A 14,448-nucleotide genomic window follows, 5' to 3' on the forward strand; every position below is an offset into this window, starting at 1 on the left:
AGGCGCACGCCGATTCCCTTGCGGCTCGGGCCCCGTCCCCTTGTCGGGTGGGCCCGCCGCCCCCACACTCGGCCCATGGGGAGACGAACGCAGGCCGAGCGGGACGCGATGACCACGGAGATCGGTTTCGCGCTCTTCGCGGGGTCGGTCCTGGCGGGCGCCGCCTACTTCGGGGTGGCCGAGTTCCTGCCGGACGTCGTCGGCTCCCTGCGCGGCCGGCCGAGTCTGCTCAGTGCCCTGGCGGTGTCGACGACGGTGGTGGTGTTCATCGTGGTCGTCACGATCGTGCTGACCCGCTTCCGCCGCGTCGCACGCTCGTTCGGGCGGGCCCCCGAGGACCTCGTCCGCCGGGACCCCGCTCAGCCCAGCCAGCCCGGCCGCACCAACCCCGACTCATAGGCCAGTACGACGAGTTGGGCGCGATCGCGGGCGCCCAGCTTCACCATGGCGCGGCTCACATGGGTCTTGGCGGTGAGCGGGCTGACGACCAGCCGACGGGCGATCTCGTCGTTGGTGAGGCCGATGCCGACGAGGGCCATCACCTCCCGCTCCCGCTCGGTGAGCCCGGCGAGGGAGGCGAGGGCCGAGGGCTCCTTGGAGCGGGCCGCGAACTCGGAGATCAACCGTCGGGTCACCCCGGGCGACAGCAGCGCGTCGCCCTCGACCACCGCCCGTACCGCGCGCAGGAGTTCCTCCGGTTCGGTGTCCTTGACCAGGAAGCCCGACGCGCCGGAGCGGATCGCCTCGAAGACGTACTCGTCCAGTTCGAAGGTGGTCAGCATGACGACCCGGACCCGGTCGAGGTCCGGGTCCCCGGTGATGCGCCGGGTGGCGACGAGCCCGTCGAGCACGGGCATCCGGATGTCCATCAGGACCACGTCCGGGCGGAGTTCACGCACCCGCCGCAGCGCCTCCTCGCCGTCGGCGGCCTCCCCGGCCACCTCGATGTCGGGCTGTGCGTCGAGCAGTGCCCTGAACCCCGCCCGCACCAGCGCCTGGTCGTCGGCCAGCAGTACGCGGATCACCGGTCCTCCTCGACCTCGCGGGACGTCCGTACCGGCAGTACGGCGAGCACCCGGAACCCCCCGTCGGCGCGCGGGCCCGCCTCGATCCTGCCACCGAGCGCGGCGGCCCGCTCCCGCATGCCGACGAGTCCGTTCCCGCCGCCGCCCGCGTCGGCGGCCGTCGCCGGCCCGTCGTCGTCGATCCGCAGCCGCAGTTCCCCGCCGCCGTGGTCGAGGCGCACGCGCGCGCGGCGCGAACCCGAGTGCCGTACCACGTTGGTGAGGGCCTCCTGGACGATGCGGAAGGCGGCGAGATCGGCGCCCGGCGGCAGCGCGGGCGGCGTCTCGCCCTCGATGCCGACGGTCAGGCCCGCGCCGGCGGCCTGCTCGACGAGTTCGGGGAGGCGGTCGAGGCCCGGGGCGGGGGTGCGCGGGGCGTCGCCGGGGGTGCGGAGGGTGTCGAGGACCTGCCGGACCTCGCCCAGCGCCTCCTTGCCGGCGGCCTTGATGGTGGTGAGCGCGGTGCGCGCCTGTTCCGGGTCGGAGTCGAGCAGGGCGAGTCCGACGCCCGCCTGGACGTTGATGACCGAGATGCTGTGGGCGAGGACGTCATGCAGTTCCCGGGCGATCCGCAGCCGTTCCTCGTCGGCCCGCCGCCGGGCGGCCTGCGCGCGCTCGGCCCGCTCCCGCGCCCACTGCTCACGGCGGGTCCGGGCCGGCTCCGAGAGCGCGAGGATCGCCACGCCCCAGGTGACGACGGCGGCCTCCTGCCCCCAGCTCGCGGCGTCGTCCCCGCCCGGCGGCAGCCACCGGTACAGCCAGTGCGCCACCAGCACATGCCCCGCCCACAGCGCCCCCATCGCCGTCCAGGCGGCCCTGCGGTGCCCGGCGACGATCGCGTTGAAGCAGCCGACGGCGACGGTCAGGAACACCGGCCCGTACGGATACCCGGCCCCCAGGTACACCATGGCGGTCGCGGCCGTCCCGAAGGCGACGGCCATGGGATACCGCCATCGCCACAGCAGCAGAAGGGCGCCCACGAGCAGCAGGACGCGGGCGAAGGGGTCGAGCGCGGCACGTTCGTCCGTCTGGAACCCGGCCGCCGCGTTGGAGCCGACCATCACGAAGACGGTGAACAGCGCGGTGGACGGCCACGGCCACCGGGGCGGTGCCCCGTCGCCGTCCGGCCGGTTCCACCACGGCGGTCCGCCCCCGTGCCAACTCCGCCACGGAGGACCGCCCCGCTCCCGGGGGCCGGCCGCCCGCGCTTCCCGCTCTGCCATACCGGCCACGCTAGACGCCGTCCCCCGGGCACGACGTCACCCCCGCGAGGGGATCACGTCTACTCCCCGGGGAGTACGCCCTTGAGCCCCACTTGGCGGGCGAGGCCGTCCGCGGCGTAGCGGAAGAACATCTCGCGCTCCTCGACCACCCTGTGGAACTGCCCGAACACCTCGAAGCCGACCAGCCCGAACAGCTGCGCCCACGCCCCGACGAGTCCCGGGGCCGCCTCCGGGGGCAGCTCGGGCGCGAAGTCGCCGGCCATCCGCCGTGCCTCGGGCAGCAGCTCGGCCGGCAGTTCCGGGCTCACCGTCCCCCCGGCCCGGTGGGCGTCTCCCATGATCCCGATGAGCACCCGCCCGACCCTGGCCGCCGCCGGCACCGTGGTGTCGGGCGCGGTGTATCCGGGCACGGGCGAGCCGTAGATCAGCGCGTACTCGTGCGGGTGCGCCAGTGCCCAGGTCCGCACCGCCTCGCACACCGCGACCCACTGTCCCGCCGGGCTCCCGGCGACGGCTTTCGCCCGCGCCTCCTCGGCGGCCTCGCCGAGGGAGTCGTAGGCGTCGATGATCAGGGCGGTCAGCAGGTCGTCGCGGCTGGGGAAGTAGCGGTACAGGGCGGAGGAGACCATGCCGAGTTCCCGTGCCACGGCCCGCAGGGACAGCTTGGCGGCGCCCTCGGCGGCGAGCTGTCTGCGCGCCTCGTCCTTGATGGCGGCGGTGACCTCGATCCGGGCGCGGGCGCGAGCCCCTCGTGCTGTGCTCATACGAAGGAGTGTGCCACAGAACGAGAGCACCGCACACAAACAAGAGCAGTGCTCTTGCCATGGATCACCGCTCTCGTGCACACTGCTCTCAAGCGAGAGCAGTGCTCTCGAATTCGTGTCCCACGGGAGGAACCCCATGTCGTCGTCGCCCCACTACATCAAGGCCAACCCCTTCGACCGCGCGGTCAACGGCTTCGTCGGCTGGCTCGCCCGCCGCGGTGTCAGCCTCCTCGGGACGGCCGAGCTGTCCGTGCTCGGACGCAAGAGCGGCGAGTGGCGCCGGCTGCCGGTCAACCCGTTGCCGTACGAGGGCGGTCCCTACCTCGTCTCGGCGCGCGGCCACTCCGAGTGGGTGCGCAATATGCGGGCGGCCGGCGGCGGGCGGCTCCAAGTGGGCCGCCGGGTGCAGGAGTTCACCGCGGTCGAGCTGCCCGACGCGGAGAAGCCCGTCGTGCTGCGCACCTATCTGAAGAAGTGGGGCTGGGAGGTGGGCCGGTTCTTCGGCGACGTGAACGCCGACTCCACCGACGAGGAGCTGCTCGCCGCCGCGCCGAAGCACCCCGTCTTCCGGATCACCGTCGTGCGGTGACGGAGCGGGGTGCCCGCGGCGAGGGTGCTACGGCGGTGCCCGGCGCCTACTTGTCGAACGCGGTCAGCGCGCGCTGGGCGATCGGGTGGCTGCGGACGATCTCGCCCAGCGAGGTCGACCCGCGGGTGATGTCGACGAACGCCCGCCAGGCGGGCCGGAATCCGGTGAGTGCCGCGTGGAAGAGCCCGGGCCGCCGCTCGAAGGCGACCAGCAGCCGCTTGCCGACGCTCATCTCGACGCCGAGCCCCGCCTTCACGGCGAACGCGTAGTTGAGGGCCTGCCGACGGGTGTCCACCGCGTCGTGCGCCTCGGCGATCCGCACCGCCCACTCCCCCGCGAGCCGCCCGGAGCGCAGCGCGAAGGAGATGCCCTCCCGGGTCCAGGGTTCGAGGAGACCCGCGGCATCACCGCACACCAGTACCCGGCCCCGTGACAGCGGCGAGTCGTCGGCCCTGCAGCGCGTCAAGTGCCCCGAGGAGACGCTCGGTTCGAAACCGGCGAGGCCGAGCCGCCCGATGAAGTCCTCCAAGTACCGCTTGGTGGCGGCGCCTTCACCGCGCGCGGAGATGACGCCCACCGTCAGGGTGTCGCCCTTGGGGAAGACCCACCCGTAACTGCCGGGCATCGGGCCCCAGTCGATGAGGACCCGCCCCTTCCAGTCCTCGGCCACGGTCTCCGGGACGGGGATCTCCGCCTCCAGCCCGAGGTCGACCTGGTCGAGCTTCACCCCGACATGGGCCCCTATACGGCTGGCGCTGCCGTCCGCGCCGACGACGGCCCGCGCGAGCAGCGTCTCACCGCCCTGGAGGACGACGGCGACCGTGCGCCGGTCGGGCACGGCCGAGCCGTGCTGCTCGACCCGGGTGACCGTGACGCCCGTCCGCAGCTCGGCGCCCGCCTTCTGGGCGTGCTCGACGAGCTGCTGGTCGAACTCGGGCCGGTTGATCAGCCCGAACAGCATCTGTTTCGACTTGCGCGTACGGGCGTAGCGGCCGTCCAGCGAGAAGGTGACCGCGTGCACCCGGTCCTTGAAGGGCAGCTCGAAGCCGGGCGGCAGCGAGTCGCGCGAGGGGCCGATGATGCCGCCGCCGCACGTCTTGTACCGCGGCAGCTCCGCCTTCTCCAGCATCAGGACGCTGCGTCCCGCGACCGCCGCCGCGTAGGCGGCCGAAGCCCCCGCGGGGCCCGCGCCCACCACGACGACGTCCCACACCCGCTGCACGTCGTCCGCCGAAGAGTTCTCGCTGCTCACGATGGTCTACTGCTCCCGATCCAGCCGCCTGCCGCACCTGTCCCACGCATCCTACGGCGGGTGACGCCCAGGACCGCTGTGGCAGGATCGGCAGCGCGTGCGCCCTACACCGATACACCGGGCGAGCGCGTACGCAGCCACCCACCCAGAAGCACAACGTCGCACCCACGAGGAGCGTGCCCATGCCGTCGAACCCGGTCGCCGAGACCGTCGCCGCACTGATGCCCCGGGCGAGGCAGGAGCTGACCGAACTGGTGGCCTTCCGGTCGGTGGCGGACTTCGACCAGTTCCCGAAGGGCGAGAGCGAGGGCGCCGCGCGCTGGGTCGCCGACGCGCTGCGCGCCGAGGGCTTCCAGGACGTGGCGCTGCTCGACACCCCCGACGGCACCCAGTCCGTGTACGGCTTCCTCCCGGGCCCCGAGGGCGCGAAGACCGTCCTCCTGTACGCCCACTACGACGTGCAGCCGCCGCTGGACGAGGCCGCCTGGCTGTCACCGCCGTTCGAGCTGACCGAGCGCGACGGCCGCTGGTACGGGCGCGGCGCCGCCGACTGCAAGGGCGGCGTCATCATGCACCTGCTCGCGCTGCGGGCCCTGAAGGCGAACGGCGGCGTCCCCGTCCACGTCAAGGTGATCGCCGAGGGCTCCGAGGAGATGGGCACGGGCGGGCTCCAGCGGTACGCCGAGGCCCACCCCGAACTGCTCGCCGCCGACACCGTCGTCATCGGCGACGCGGGCAACTTCCGCGCCGGGCTGCCGACGGTGACCTCCTCGCTGCGCGGCATGGTGCTCATGCGTGTGCGGGTCGACGCCCTCGAAGGCAACCTGCACTCGGGCCAGTTCGGCGGCGCGGCACCCGACGCGCTGGCCGCGCTGATCCGCGTCCTCGACTCCCTGCGCGCCGAGGACGGCACGACGACCGTGGACGGGCTCCCGTCCGACGGGACGTGGGAGGGCCTTCAGTACGCCGACGCGCAGTTCCGCGAGGACGCCAAGGTGCTCGACGGTGTGGAGCTGGTCGGTTCCGGCACGGTCGCCGACCGCATCTGGGCCCGCCCGGCCGCCACCGTGCTCGGTATCGACGCCCCGCCCGTGCTCGGCGCGACCCCATCGATCCAGGCGGGTGCCCGCGCCCTGGTCGGTCTGCGTGTCCCGCCGGGCGTCGACGTCCAGCAGGGGATCAAGCTGCTCGAAGCCCACCTGGTCGCGCACACCCCGTGGGGCGCCCGGGTGAGCTGCGAACTCATCGGCCACGGCCAGCCGTTCCGCGCCGACACCGCCAGCCCGGCCTACGAGGCGATGGCCACGGCCATGGCCGTCGCCTACCCGGGCCAGGAGATGCAGTACGCGGGCCACGGCGGTTCCATCCCCCTCTGCAACGCCCTCGCCGCCCTCTACCCCGACGCCGAGATCCTCCTCATCGGCCTCAGCGAACCCGAGGCCCGGATCCACGCGGTCAACGAGAGCGTGTCCCCAAAGGAGTTGGAGCGCATGTCGGTGACGGAGGCCCTGTTCCTGCGGAACTACGCGGCGAGCTGAGCGAACCCGCGCCCCGAAAGGGGCGCGGGGCCGTGACATGCGCGGCTCCGCCGCGTGGGCGCGAGCAACCCCCTACACCGGCACCCCCGCCTCCAAGTACAGCGCAGCCCCCCGCTCCCGTGCCCGCAGAGCCCACCGCAGGCGTTCGTACCGCACCGGCGGCAGCAGGTCCGCGGCCTCCTCCTCGGTCACGAACCGCCAGTCACGCAACTCGGGGCCGGGCAGCACGGGTCGCTGTGCCCCACGCGGATCGAGCCGCCCCCCGTCGAAGAGCAGCCGCAGCCCGCCGTACCTCGGCCGCGCGGGCGCCTCCCAGTCCACGACCAGCAGCCGGGGCACCCCCTCCAGCCGTATCCCGGTCTCCTCCAGCACCTCCCGCACCCCCGCCCGGGCGGGAGCCTCCCCGGCCTCCACCACACCGCCGGGGAACTCCCATCCGGCCTTGTAGGTCGGGTCGACGAGCAGGACCCGGTCCTCCTCGTCGAACAGCAGAACCCCCGCGGCGACCGTCTCGGCGGTCGGCTCGGGGGTCTGCACGATGTCGCACACGGGTACGTCGTCGGCGGCCACGGCGTCGGCGATGCACCGCGCGGCCTCGTACGGGGTGAGGGCTCCGGTGTCGACGAGATGGGCGTCGGCGGTGAGCCAGCCGCCCAGCGCGGCGCGGTAGGGCGCGATGTGGTCGTACGCCCATTGACGCAGCCGCATCTCGCCGTCGGGGAGGTCGGGCGGAATCTCCCGGCCGGCTATTCGCTCCCGCAGTATCGTTTCGGCCGGGGCCAGGAGCAGATGCCGTACGGGTATGCGGCGGGAGGCCAGACCGCCGAAGATCTCGTCGCGGTACTCCTGGCGCAGCAGGGTCATGGGGACCACGAGGGTGCCGCCCAGCTCGGCGAGCAGCGCGGCGGCGGTGTCGACCACGAGCCGTCGCCAGCTCGGCAGGTCCTGGAAGTCGCCGACCTCGGCGAGGCGCTTGGCCGGCAGCATGTGTGTCAGTGCGCCGCCGATGACCTCGGGGTCGAAGAGCGTGCTGTTCGGGATCAGTTCGATCAGTTCCCGTGCGGTGGTGGTCTTCCCCGCACCGAACGCACCGTTGATCCAGACGATCACGGTTCCCCCTCTTCTGTTGACCCCCTGAGGCTTGCCCTCCACTCCGCCACGGAAACCAGCCGCCGCCGAGCAGCCCGAATACGCGGGCGGCGGGCCCCCACCCGAGTGGGAACCCGCCGCCCGCGGGACAAGAGAGGCGGGCGGTGGATCCACCGCCCGCCACAAGCCGGTCAGCCTTCCTTGCCGCCCTTGCCCTCCTGGCCCGCGTTCCCGCCGAGGGCGTCCTCGTCGACCGCCAGGCTGTCGTCGGAGACCGTCTTGCCGACCTGGCCGAGGGTGCCCTCGACATCCAGTTTGCTCAGGCCGTCCGTCTTCCCGAGCGCGTCCGAGGCGTCGAGACCGTGCGACGGCGTGATGGCCGCGACGACGAAACCGGTGGCGAGGGAGGCGATGGCGAGCATGCTGCGCTTCTTCATGCCCCGCTCAACTGCGGAACACCCCGAGGGGTCACGCCCCGGTTTTCGACGCCAGCGCGGCCGCCGCCGCTCCCACCAGTCCCGCGTCGGTCCCCATCACGGCGGGGGCGACGGTCAGATGCTGGACGAAGGAGAGCGTGGCGTAGTTCTTGAGGGCGGTGCGCAGGGGGGCGAAGAGGACATCACCCGCGTTCGCGACGCCGCCGCCGATGACGGCGATGTCGATCTCGACGAGGGTGGCGGTGGCGGCGATCCCGGCGGCGAGCGCCTGCGCGGCGCGTTCGAAGGAGGCCACCGCGACCGGGTCACCGGCCCGCGCGGCGGCGGCGACCGCCGCGGCCGAGGTGTCGCCGTCGGGTCCGGGCCGCCAGCCGTTCTCCAGGGCGCGCCGGGCGATGTGGGGCCCGCTCGCGATGCGCTCGACACAGCCGCGGGCACCGCACGGGCAGGCGTCGCCGTCGAGGTCGACGCTGATGTGACCGATGTGGCCGGCGTTCCCGGTGGGGCCCGCGTGCAGTTTCCCGCCGAGGACGAGGCCGCCGCCGACGCCCGTCGACACGACCATGCAGAGCGCGTTGTCGTGGCCGCGTGCCGCGCCCTGCCAGTGTTCGGCCGCGGTGATCGCCACACCGTCGCCGATCAGCTCGACGGGCAGCCCGCCGGTCACCGCGCGGACCCGCTCGACCAGCGGGAAGCCGCGCCAGCCATGGATGTTCACCGGGCTCACCGTGCCGGCGGAGGCGTCCACCGGACCCGCGCTGCCGATCCCGACGGCCGTGGCCCCGCTCCACCGCGGGTCGGCGGCCAGCTCGCCGAACACCCCCTCCACGGCCCGCATGACGGTCTCGCCGTCCTCCCGCGCGGGCGTCGGGCGCTGGGCGCGCACCAGGATCCGGCCGTCGCCGTCCACCAGCGCCCCGGCGATCTTGGTGCCGCCGATGTCGAGCGCGGCCACGAGGTCGGTCTGCATCAGTGTCAGTTCTCCCGCTCAGAGTCTCCTACCGGGCGCCCGAACACGACGGCACCCGGATCTCCGGCCGGAAAACCGGCAGCACGACGCTCGCCTGGTGGGGGGCGCCGGCCAGAGAATGCGATAGACAGTCTCCCCCGGCTGTGACAACGTTGTCCAGGCTCTATGCTCGACGCCACATCCTCAACAGCCGCACATTTCCGTCACGGCACACCACCGAGCCCACCCCGTGGACGACAGGACAGGACAGCGTACCGTGCCCGAGAGCGCCAACGGCATCGCCCGCCGCCCCGAGAACCGCTACGGCAACCGTCCCACGATGAAGGACGTCGCCGCACGGGCCGGGGTGGGTCTGAAGACGGTCTCCCGGGTGGTGAACGGCGAGCCGGGCGTCACCCCGGACACCGAGCGCCGCGTCCAGGAGGCCATCGAGGCCCTCGGCTTCCGGCGCAACGACAGCGCCCGGGTGCTGCGCAAGGGCCGTACGGCCAGCATCGGACTGGTCCTGGAGGACCTCGCCGACCCGTTCTACGGCCCGCTCAGCCGGGCGGTGGAGGAGGTGTCCCGCGCCCACGGCTCGCTGCTGATCAACGGCTCCAGCGCGGAGGACCCGGACCGCGAACAGGAGCTGGCGCTCGCCCTGTGCGCCCGCCGCGTCGACGGCCTGGTGATCATCCCGGCCGGGGACGACCACCGTTATCTGGAGCCCGAGATCCGGGCGGGTGTCGCCACGGTGTTCGTGGACCGCCCGGCCGGCCGGATCGACGCCGACGCCGTGCTGTCGGACAGCTTCGGCGGGGCCCGCGACGGCGTCGCCCACCTCATCGCCCACGGCCACCGCCGGATCGGCTTCATCGGCGACATGCCCCGGATCCACACCGCCGTCGAGCGGCTGCGCGGCTACCGGGCGGCCATGGAGGACGCCGGCATAGAGGTCGAGGAGGCGTGGATGTCCCTGGGCGTCACCGATCCCGAGCGGGTCCGCAGGGCCGCCGAGGACATGCTGTCCGGTCCGGCCCCCGTCACCGCCGTCTTCGCGGGCAACAACCGGGTGACGGTCACGGTCGTACGGGTCCTCGCCGAGCACCCCCGCCCGGTCGCCCTCGTCGGCTTCGACGACTTCGAGCTGGCCGATCTGCTCCGCCCGGGCATCACGGTCGTCGCCCAGGACCCCGCCCGGCTGGGCCGCACCGCCGCCGAGCGGCTCTTCCAGCAGCTGGACGGCTCCCTGCTCGCCCCGGAGCGCATCGAGCTGCCGACCCGGCTGATCGCCCGCGGCTCCGGCGAACTCCCGCCCGCGGACTGACCCTTGGACGCCCCCGACCCCCGTACGCTCGAAGCGCTGGGCCTCGCCGTGGCGCCGCGCGAGGACCCGCTGAGCTATCCGGGCGCATGGCCCGCCGAGTCGGGGCTGCTGGACGGCAACCGGCTGCTGCCGCTGGACACGCTGGTCTTCGAGGACCGCGTCCCCGTCCTCTCGGTCGGCTCCAACGCCTGCCCCGCGCAGCTCGTGCACAAGATGGCGGAGCACGGTGTCGAGTGCCGGGTCCCGATGGTGAAGTCCAGGGTCACGGGTATCGGGATCGGTGTCTCCGCCCACGTCAGCCTGCTCGGCTATGTGTCCGCGTCACCGTTCCGCTCCCCCGGCGCCACCACCGAGCTGTTCCTCACCTGGCTGGACGAGAAGCAGCTCGCCGTGGTCGACGCCAGCGAGGGCGTCGACTCCCCGACCGGCAACTTCCAGCGGGCCGCGCTGCCCGCCGCCGACTTCCCGGTCGAGCTGGAGTCGGGCGAACTCCTCGACCACGCCTGGATCTACGTCAACCGCTGGGGCGTCCTGCTCGACGGCGGCCCCGGCCCGCGCCCCCACCCGGGCCGGCAGCGCCCGCTGATCACCGAACTCCTCGCCGCCTCCGCCGCGTTGCGCGAGCTGTTCGGCACCACCCCCGAGGAGTTCGCCGACCGTGCCCGCGGCAACCGCGAACTGTGCCTGCGGGGCAGGGAGTTGTTCGCCGAGCACAGGTGGACGACGGTGTCGGGCCTGGAGCAGTACGTACGGCCGCACCCTCGGGCGTAGAACGTCCTCCGGCTCAGCAGACCGGCAGGCCGGGCACCGGGGCGTCGTTGTCGCCGCCCTGTACGTAGACGACGCTGACGTAGACGCCGGTGTTGCCGCTGTCGTCGTCGGTCTTCGCCCACCAGACGTTGGTCCACTGGCCGGAGGTCTCGCGGCGGCCCAGGTTCTCCTGGCAGAAGAAATAGTTGGTGCCCTGCTTGAGGATGCCGACCTCGGTGCCGGAGGCCGTGTAGGACTTGGCGGTCGTCCAGACGGTGCAGTTGTACTTGCCTCCGCCGATGGAGTGGCAGACCGGGGCCTCCTTGGTCTCGCCGCCCGTCGTGGTCCCGCCGCTGGTGCCGCCCGAGGTGTCCGCGCCCCCGGTGCCGCCACCGGTCGTACCGCCGGTCGTGCCGCCGCCGGTGTCCCGCGACGGGGAGGCGGACGCGTCGCCGCCCTTCCCCTCGTCGTCCTTCTCGGTCTTCTCACTGGGGCTGGGGGTCGACGTCGCGTCCTTCCCCTTGCCCTTCTCCTTGCCGTCGGAGCCGTCGGAGATGTCGACCGTGCCCCGGCTGCGGCCCGGGGAGGGCGTACCACTGCTCGACCCGTCGGCCGAGGACCGGCTGCCACCCGTCCCCGTGTCGTCGTCGGCGTTGAGCAGCGCGACCGTGACACCTGTGCCGGCCAGTACGACGGTGACGGCCACGGCGGCGAGCAGGGCGCGGCCCTTGCCACGACGGCCGCCGCCGGTCGAGGACACGGTGGTGGCGGCGCCCGAGGCGGGTATCGGCGGCTGCGAAGCGCCCGCGCCGGGCCCGCCGACGGCGGGGGACGCCCCCGTGCCGGGCCCGGGGAGCGGCTGCGGCGGCCCGAAGCCGGGGGTCGGACCGGTCGCGCCGGCCCCGGCGCCCGTGCCCGTCCCGCCGGACGCGGCATCCGCGCCCGTGGCGCCGAGCGCCGAGCCCGCCGTCGCCGGTCCGAAGCCCGGCGGCACCGAGGGGACGCTCCGCTGGGTCTCCGCCCTCGGCCGCGGCGCCGGACCGCCGCCCATGCCCGCGGTCGGGGAGTCGAGCGCGCCCCCGGCGGCCACGGCCTCCAGCAGCGCCCGGGCCCGGTCGGCGTCCGGGCGGTTCTCCGGGCGCTTGTCCATCAGCTGCCGCAGCACGGGCCCGAGGGCTCCCGCCCGCCGGGGTTCGGGCAGTTCGTCGCTCACGATCGCGGTGAGCGTGGACCAGGTGGACGTGCGCCGGAACGGGGACGAGCCCTCGACGGCCGCGTACAGGGTGGCGCCGAGTGCCCAGACGTCGGAGGCGGGGCCGGGGTCGTTGCCCTGGGCACGTTCGGGGGCCAGGTAGTCGAGGGAGCCGACGAGTTCGCCGCTGCGGGTGAGGTGGGTGGCGGAGCCGTCGCCCGGGTTCTCCATGGTGGCGATGCCGAAGTCGGTGAGGACGACACGGCCCGAGCGGTCCAGGAGGATGTTGCCGGGCTTGACGTCCCGGTGGAGCACGCCGACGCGGTGGGCGGCGGCGAGGGCGTCCATCACCTTGGCGCCGATGGCGGCGGCCTCGCGCGGGTCGAGTAGGCCGCGGTCGTTCAGGACGTCGTCCAGGGACGGACCGTCGACCAGCTCCATGACGATCAGCGGGCGTCCGTCGACCTCCGCCACGTCGTGCACGGCGACGACTCCGGGATGCCGGACCCGGGCGGCGGCCCGTGCCTCGCGCTGCATCCGCAGCCCCAGATCGGCGAGTTCGGGGGCGCCCGCGTCCGTGTAGGTGCGCAGCTCCTTGAGGGCGACCTCACGGTGGAGCACCTCGTCCACGGCCCGCCAGACGACACCCATGCCGCCACGCCCGAGCTGCTCCACGATCCGGTACCGCCCGGCGAGAACCCGCCCGACACCGTCCGTCTGTCCGTTCGCCCCCGAAGACACCCGCGCCTCGTTCCTGTGACACACCGATGAATCGCGTACAGCCTAAGCGGTGGCCGGGGGCGCTCCGGACCGGCGGCGAAGGCTGTCACAGGACCGCTACGTGTGCCGCCGCCGGGCGGCGGTCGCGTTGGCCCCTACTGGGTGGAAATCGTCAGATCCGCCCGTCGCGGGGCCGCGAAGCCCTCCAGAGCGGCGCGGGTCAGACCGGTCGCGCCGGACACCTCGTCGAGGTCGAGGGCGCCGCAGTCCAGGCCGCGCAGCAGATAGCCGCTGAGGGCCTTGGCGGTCGCGGGCTCGTCCATCACGTCGCCGCCCGCGCGGCCGGCGTACCGGGCGAGCCGGGCGGCGGCCTGTTCGTAGCCCTCGCGGTAGAAGGCGAAGACGGCGGCGTAGCGGGTGGGGATGTGGCCGGGGTGCATGTCCCAGCCCTGGTAGTAGGCGCGGGCGAGGGCGCGCCGGGTGAGGCCGTAGTGCAGGCGCCAGGCGTCGTGGACCTGTGGGGTCGGGCCGACCGGCAGGACGTTGGTGGAGCCGTCGGAGACCCGTACGCCCGTGCCCGCCGCCGCGACCTGCATGACCGCCTTGGCGTGGTCGGCGGCCGGGTGGTCGCTGGCCTGGTGGGCGGCGGAGACGCCGAGGCAGGCGCTGTAGTCGAAGGTGCCGTAGTGCAGCCCGGTGGCGCGGCCCTCGGCGGCGCCGATCATCCGGGCGACGGTGGCGGTGCCGTCTGCGGCGAGGACGGACTGGCTGGTCTCGATCTGGATCTCAAAGCCGATCCGGCCGGGCTCCAGGCCGCGCGCCTTCTCGAAGGCCTCCAGCAGCCGGACCATCGCGGTGACCTGCTCGGCGTACGTCACCTTGGGCAGGGTCAGGACCAGCCCGTCGGGCAGTCCGCCGGCCTCCAGCAGGCCGGTGAGGAAGATGTCGAGGGTGCGGATGCCCCGGTCGCGCACCGGAGCCTCCATGCACTTCATGCGGATGCCCATGTACGGGGCCGCCGTGCCCTCGGCGTACGCCTCCGCGATCAGCCGGGCGGCGCGGGCGGCGGCCTCGTCCTCCTCGGCGTCGGGACGGGCCCCGTAGCCGTCCTCGAAGTCGACGCGCAGGTCCTCGATCGGCTCGCGCTCCAGCTTGGCGCGGACGCGGTCGTACACCGGCCCGGCGAGGCCGTCGCCGAGGCCGAGGACGGCGCCGAACGCGGCGGCGTCGGGGGCGTGCTCGTCGAGGGCGGCGAGGGCCCGGTCGCCCCAGGTGCGGACGGTGTCAGCGGCGAAGACGTCACCGGGCACGTAGACGGTGTGCACGGGCTGGCGGGTGCCCGGGTCGCCCGGGTAGCGGCGCTCCAGCTCCGCGTCGACGGGGGCGAGGGAGGCGCTGATCTCCTCGCTGACGGCACCCGCGAGACTCGTCGCCACGTTCTCCTGCCGGCCCTGCCCCATTCCACACCCTCCATTTTCCGCACTGCGGAATCACAAATCCGTATGACGAAGCTAACCTTCGCTCTCCGCCCCGGTCAACACTGTCCCGACGTGG

14 protein-coding genes are annotated in these 14,448 nt (G+C 73.6%); 5 read left to right on the forward strand and 9 right to left on the reverse strand.

What is annotated here, in order from left to right; all coding sequences use genetic code 11:
- Positions 1–75: 75 nt before the first annotated feature.
- On the forward strand, positions 76–399 hold the full coding sequence (locus tag J8M51_RS08785; RefSeq protein ID WP_267299085.1) for a DUF6332 family protein: 324 nt from the start codon (positions 76–78) through the stop codon (positions 397–399).
- Here the strand turns inward: J8M51_RS08785 and J8M51_RS08790 are convergent.
- The 3 genes from J8M51_RS08790 to J8M51_RS08800 are packed head-to-tail and all read right to left on the reverse strand — an operon-like array spanning position 360 to position 3,051.
- Complete coding sequence (locus J8M51_RS08790) at positions 360–1,025, reverse strand: response regulator transcription factor (RefSeq protein WP_086762781.1); 666 nt, start codon at positions 1,023–1,025, stop codon at positions 360–362. The two genes, J8M51_RS08785 and J8M51_RS08790, sit on opposite strands and share 40 nt — an antisense overlap.
- Complete coding sequence (locus J8M51_RS08795; RefSeq protein WP_267299086.1) at positions 1,022–2,287, reverse strand: sensor histidine kinase; 1,266 nt, start codon at positions 2,285–2,287, stop codon at positions 1,022–1,024. The genes J8M51_RS08790 and J8M51_RS08795 overlap by 4 nt, the downstream gene beginning before the upstream one ends.
- Before the next feature lie 59 nt (positions 2,288–2,346).
- Positions 2,347–3,051 carry a TetR/AcrR family transcriptional regulator gene (locus tag J8M51_RS08800; protein WP_086753035.1) on the reverse strand — a complete coding sequence of 235 codons (705 nt, stop codon included), beginning with the start codon at positions 3,049–3,051 and terminating at the stop codon, positions 2,347–2,349.
- 136 nt (positions 3,052–3,187) lie between these two features.
- Here J8M51_RS08800 and J8M51_RS08805 point away from each other — a divergent pair, with 136 nt between their 5' ends.
- Positions 3,188–3,640: a nitroreductase family deazaflavin-dependent oxidoreductase gene (locus tag J8M51_RS08805; protein WP_086753037.1), complete on the forward strand. Its 453-nt coding sequence runs from the start codon at positions 3,188–3,190 to the stop codon at positions 3,638–3,640.
- Between the two features lie 46 nt (positions 3,641–3,686).
- Here J8M51_RS08805 and J8M51_RS08810 read toward each other — a convergent pair whose 3' ends face one another.
- Positions 3,687–4,892 (reverse strand): geranylgeranyl reductase family protein, encoded by a 1,206-nt coding sequence (locus tag J8M51_RS08810; protein WP_086753039.1) that lies wholly within the window; start codon positions 4,890–4,892, stop codon positions 3,687–3,689.
- Positions 4,893–5,074: 182 nt separating this feature from the next.
- Here J8M51_RS08810 and J8M51_RS08815 point away from each other — a divergent pair, with 182 nt between their 5' ends.
- On the forward strand, positions 5,075–6,430 hold the full coding sequence (locus tag J8M51_RS08815) for a dipeptidase (protein WP_086753041.1): 1,356 nt from the start codon (positions 5,075–5,077) through the stop codon (positions 6,428–6,430).
- A gap of 72 nt (positions 6,431–6,502) precedes the next feature.
- Here the strand turns inward: J8M51_RS08815 and J8M51_RS46105 are convergent, their stop codons facing one another.
- From J8M51_RS46105 to J8M51_RS08835, 3 genes are all read right to left on the reverse strand, one after another.
- Entirely contained in the window at positions 6,503–7,540 is a 1,038-nt protein-coding gene (locus J8M51_RS46105) for an NUDIX hydrolase (protein WP_086753043.1), read from the reverse strand.
- 170 nt (positions 7,541–7,710) lie between these two features.
- Positions 7,711–7,956 carry a hypothetical protein gene (locus J8M51_RS08830; protein ID WP_086753045.1) on the reverse strand — a complete coding sequence of 82 codons (246 nt, stop codon included), beginning with the start codon at positions 7,954–7,956 and terminating at the stop codon, positions 7,711–7,713.
- A gap of 31 nt (positions 7,957–7,987) precedes the next feature.
- Positions 7,988–8,926, reverse strand: a complete 939-nt coding sequence (locus J8M51_RS08835) for an ROK family protein (protein ID WP_086753047.1) — start codon at positions 8,924–8,926, stop codon at positions 7,988–7,990.
- A 256-nt stretch (positions 8,927–9,182) separates the two neighbouring features.
- Here J8M51_RS08835 and J8M51_RS08840 point away from each other — a divergent pair, with 256 nt between their 5' ends.
- Positions 9,183–10,232: a LacI family DNA-binding transcriptional regulator gene (locus tag J8M51_RS08840; protein ID WP_086753049.1), complete on the forward strand. Its 1,050-nt coding sequence runs from the start codon at positions 9,183–9,185 to the stop codon at positions 10,230–10,232.
- 3 nt (positions 10,233–10,235) lie between these two features.
- The gene (locus J8M51_RS08845; protein ID WP_086753051.1) at positions 10,236–11,003 is read left to right on the forward strand and encodes a hypothetical protein; all 768 of its coding nucleotides are present in this window, start codon (positions 10,236–10,238) and stop codon (positions 11,001–11,003) included.
- A gap of 13 nt (positions 11,004–11,016) precedes the next feature.
- Here the strand turns inward: J8M51_RS08845 and J8M51_RS08850 are convergent, their stop codons facing one another.
- Both J8M51_RS08850 and J8M51_RS08855 read right to left on the reverse strand, forming a co-directional pair.
- Positions 11,017–12,915 carry a serine/threonine-protein kinase gene (locus J8M51_RS08850; protein WP_086753053.1) on the reverse strand — a complete coding sequence of 633 codons (1,899 nt, stop codon included), beginning with the start codon at positions 12,913–12,915 and terminating at the stop codon, positions 11,017–11,019.
- 134 nt (positions 12,916–13,049) lie between these two features.
- Positions 13,050–14,354, reverse strand: a complete 1,305-nt coding sequence (locus J8M51_RS08855; RefSeq protein WP_086753055.1) for a DUF6986 family protein — start codon at positions 14,352–14,354, stop codon at positions 13,050–13,052.
- Positions 14,355–14,448 lie beyond the last annotated feature (94 nt).

The sequence above is a fragment of the Streptomyces griseiscabiei genome (genome assembly GCF_020010925.1).
Classification (GTDB): Bacteria; Actinomycetota; Actinomycetes; order Streptomycetales; family Streptomycetaceae; genus Streptomyces; species Streptomyces griseiscabiei.